Origin of the sequence: Synechococcus sp. Cruz CV12-2-Slac-r, from assembly GCF_024346075.1 — a bacterium.
In the GTDB taxonomy this organism is placed as follows: Bacteria; Cyanobacteriota; Cyanobacteriia; order PCC-6307; family Cyanobiaceae; genus Synechococcus_D.
On sequence record NZ_JAGQEK010000144.1, the window covers coordinates 1 to 3,850 of the forward strand.

Here is a 3,850-nt window from a genome sequence, read left to right on the forward strand (position 1 = left end):
GCAGGGTCTCCAGGGCCGGTTGCCAGTGGTGCAGGCACACGCCCCCCGCTAGCACCAGCAGCAGCGCCGGTTCGCCTTCGGGCACGGTCATCTCCCGTTGCAGGTCGGCGGCGGGGGGGCGCAGGCTCAGCTGCACGGAGCGATGGGGACAGGCCTGGGCGCAGGTGAAACAGAGCACACAGTTGCGGTTGTCGCTGAGGTGGGCCGGGTGGGTGCCCAGGGGGCAGCCGGCGCTGGCTAGGCCCTCTCCTTCGGCGGGGCCCCCCTTGAAACAGGCGTAGCTGCTGCAGCTACCGCTGCAGGTGCCGGCCTGGGCCCGTAATTCCAGGATTGAGAGCTTGGCGAATAGGCCATTCATGCCGCCCACGGGGCAGAGGTAACGGCACCAGAAGCGTTTTTCAAAGCGCAACGAGCCCAGCACCGCCCCGGCGGTGATCAGCAACAGCAGGCAACTGCTGAGCCAGGCGGTGTTTTCCAGGTGGGCCAGCTCCTCCCAGACAAGGATCGCCGCAAAGCCCGCTGCCATTAGCGGCGAGGCCCAGCTGTCGCCGTTACCCCGGGGCCAGCTGGGGGGCTGCCAGCCCAGGCGGGCCGCCAGCCGCTGCACGATCTCCCCCCACACCATGAACGGGCAGAAGGAACACCAAAGCCGCCCCACCAGGGGGAAACCCAGCAGGATCAGCGGCCACCACCAGGCCCAGAAGATGTTGAGGGCGCCGTTGTGGGCCCGGTCCTGGGGACCAAGCCAGAGCCAGAGGTTTACCAGCACAAACAGCCAACTCACCAGGCCAAACATCAGGCCGTTCCAGAGCAGGGGCGAGCGCAGCAAGTTGCGCAGCTCAGGTTTCCAGCGCCAGAGGTCAAAACGCAGTCGGGTTTGGCGGTTAGCGGTCCAAAACACGTCTTCCGGCAGTTGCTGGGGCAGTTCATTGCCCTGGATCCGGCGGGCCTGCTGCAGGGCCCGATAGATCAGCGCCTCCAGTTCGCGCAGGTTGTTGGGGAAGTCGTATTGCTGCAGCCGTTCCACCACCCCGGGGGCCACGCTGGGCGGTTGCTTCCAGCCAAGCCCACGGCTTTGTTGGCGGATGCCGTAGCGCAGCCATTCCCCCAGGTCTTGGCGGCGCACCCGCAGCGGCGGCACACGGATCAGGCGGCAGCGGCGGTCAAAGCTGGGCAGGACCGTTTCGCTGGTAAAGAGCAGCCGGCCGGGGTGGCTGTCCGCCAGGCCTAGCAGGCGTTCCTGCAGGGCGGGGTCGGCCAGGTCCACGTTGTCGATCAGCAGGCTGCCGCCCTCAAGGCAATCGAGCAGGGAGCTTTGCTCACCGCTGCCCGGGGTAAACAGTTCGGCGCCATCGGCCCGCAACAGGGCCGCATCCAGCCGAATCAGCGGTAGCCGCCGTTCGGCGGAGCCGAAATGGATCAGGGCGGCCAGGTTGTCTTTCTCCAGCCCCGGTTCGCCCATCAGCAGCACCGGCTGGCGGCTGGGGTCGGCGGCGGCCTGGCGCACCGCCTCCCGTAGGGATTTGGCATAGCTGCTGCTGCCCACAATCCCCCGGCGGGTCTGGGCCACCAGATAAGGAGCCAGTAGGCGAAAGTACATGGCTAGGTTGCTATGGGCCCAGAGAATGTCTACTGCCGTTTGGCCTTATTGCTGCTAACAAGCCGCCAGATCCATCAATTGGCCGCAGTCGCCTAAGGCAGCTGTTGCTTTGAAAATCCAAAGGGCGCCCTCAGGGCACTAACCAAAGCCAATTTGGCCAATGGCATGCCCTAGGCCGGGGAAGTGATACATACAATTGAAACATTAGTAGTCGTAGACATTGTGGTAGTCATAGTGATGCAGAGTGGAGGGGAGCAGCCAGGCGAATTCGACGAGCCAGACCAAGACGGCTCAGCATTAGGATGTGCCACCAGGTGAGATCAAGCTCCCACCAGCGAAAGCCCATGCGTGCACTACTGGGGTAGGCGTGATGGTTGTTATGCCAGCCCTCACCAAAGGTAAGCAGGGCCACCCACCAGTTATTGCGAGAGCTATCACCGCTCGCATGGCTTACGTAGCCCCACCGATGGGTAGCTGAATTGACCAGCCAAGTTGCGTGATAGACAAACACCAGGCGGAGGGGGATGCCCCAGAGCACAAGGGCCCATCCACCAGCTCCGGTCACTCGACCCAGTCCATAGAGAGCGGCCGCTAGGGGCAACTGCAGCAGCAGAAAGTAGCGATTTAACCAGCGGTGGTAGGGACTCTGTTGCAGGTCGGGGGTGAGTTGGCGCACGTACTGCTTGGCTGGCACAGTGTGCAACATCCAGGCGAAGTGGCTCCACCAGAAGCCGAGATGACTGTTGTGGTGGTCTGCGGGATCGTCAGAGTGCAGGTGGTGATGGCGATGCAAGCCCACCCAATCGATCGGACCGTGTTGGCAGCTGAGGGCACCACAGGTAGTGATAACCACCTCCAACCACCTAGGCACCTGAAAAGCTCTGTGCGCCAAAAGGCGGTGGTAACCCAGGGTCACCCCCACACAGGCGGTGATCCAGTACAGCACCAATAGGACTAGCAGTGCTGTTGGGCTCCAGAAGCGTGGCAACAGAGCCACTAACACCAGAGCATGGATCACTACCATGAACGAAACCGTTACGGCACTGAATGGCAAGCGTCCAGGCACTACCTTCACCCCCTGCCTAAGGGCGGGGGTGGGAGTGGCTGCCCTCACGCGATTGCCCTAGAGGATGGCACCATCGGCTTACTGAGCTGGGGCAACAGCAAGCCTGCAAAGTGGACCATAAGGCCGAGAAACTTCAGTAGCCGTTCAGGGCCAGCGGGCTCCTTCTCGTTGGATTTGATGGCCCGAACCACTTTCAACAGCTGATCCCGCAACTCGAAATCCACCAGCACCAAGAAAGTTGACATCTTTTTTATTTGAATTATTTGGGGGATTAACTGAGCAATTTGATTACTGCTTACAGCCTCGAGGCTGCCATGCTGGCGCTCCAACAGGATCTCCCATTGGGACCAAGGCATCATGCATACCGCCTGGGGTGAGGTGGCGGGCGGCTCGGGACAAGTTGGCGCGAGGGAAGCGGTCAAAACAAAAAGTCACTGCTTAGATAACAATATAACATCATCGTGATATACGGTAGTTGCCGTGGAAAGATTTTGCTGAGATGCGCTAGCTACAAAGTGGGTTAAGCTTGTAATGACTATCCTCCTGTCACTTCCATCGCCGATCGATTGCATGGAAGCCCTGCCTTAATACTTCAATGTGTTTTCTGAGCCAAGCAGGCAGCGCTCGAGGCCCTGCGGGGCGATATTTTCAGTACATCGGCAGTTGTGTAGTACACAGGGCTCAGTCATACCCTGGCTTTGAAGCACCTCAAACTGCTCGCCATCGCCGGAGTGGTGCATTGCCAGCCCGAGAGCTATCTGGTGTTTTAAGAGGTAATCGACAAATCAATGTTCAAGCTTCTTGGCCAAGCCGAGAAGCTGCTGCTGGCCACCCGACGCCACCAGCTCGACTCCATCCTCTAAATGGCCAGAGCCAATTTCCCTGCTTGCGGTTGCGGGATCTTGACGGCGTGGATCTAGACCTATCCAACTGCGATCTGCGCGCCAGCTGCTTCAAGGAGGCCCGTTCCGGCCGTACACGTCTCCACCGGTCCCAGCTCGATAGCTGCCGCTTCCAGCAGGCCTACTTAAGGATGTGTGCTCTGCGGGATTGCAACAAGGAGGGCAGCCGTCTGGAGGGGGCCCGTTTGGAAGGGGCCCCCTCCAGACGCGATTCGTGCTCGTAACTGCATGGACAGCACCCCGCCAGGCCATCACGACGTCGCCCAGCTGCGCCTCGAGTAT

The 3,850-nt window shown here is 60.9% G+C and carries 4 protein-coding genes; 1 reads left to right on the top strand and 3 read right to left on the bottom strand.

The window, feature by feature from the left end:
• The 3 genes from KB557_RS09480 to KB557_RS09490 form a co-directional block, all read right to left on the bottom strand.
• Positions 1 to 1,600: 4Fe-4S binding protein (locus KB557_RS09480; RefSeq protein WP_255133603.1), on the bottom strand; the 1,600-nt coding region annotated here is incomplete at its 3' end.
• A gap of 229 nt (positions 1,601 to 1,829) precedes the next feature.
• Positions 1,830 to 2,714 carry an acyl-CoA desaturase gene (locus KB557_RS09485; RefSeq protein ID WP_399218943.1) on the bottom strand — a complete coding sequence of 295 codons (885 nt, stop codon included), beginning with the start codon at positions 2,712 to 2,714 and terminating at the stop codon, positions 1,830 to 1,832.
• Positions 2,711 to 3,088, bottom strand: a complete 378-nt coding sequence (locus KB557_RS09490; RefSeq protein WP_255133605.1) for a hypothetical protein — start codon at positions 3,086 to 3,088, stop codon at positions 2,711 to 2,713. The genes KB557_RS09485 and KB557_RS09490 overlap by 4 nt, the downstream gene beginning before the upstream one ends.
• A 173-nt stretch (positions 3,089 to 3,261) precedes the next feature.
• Here KB557_RS09490 and KB557_RS09495 point away from each other — a divergent pair, with 173 nt between their 5' ends.
• Positions 3,262 to 3,792, top strand: coding sequence for a pentapeptide repeat-containing protein (locus KB557_RS09495; protein WP_255133607.1), 531 nt, complete (start codon positions 3,262 to 3,264; stop codon positions 3,790 to 3,792).
• Positions 3,793 to 3,850 lie beyond the last annotated feature (58 nt).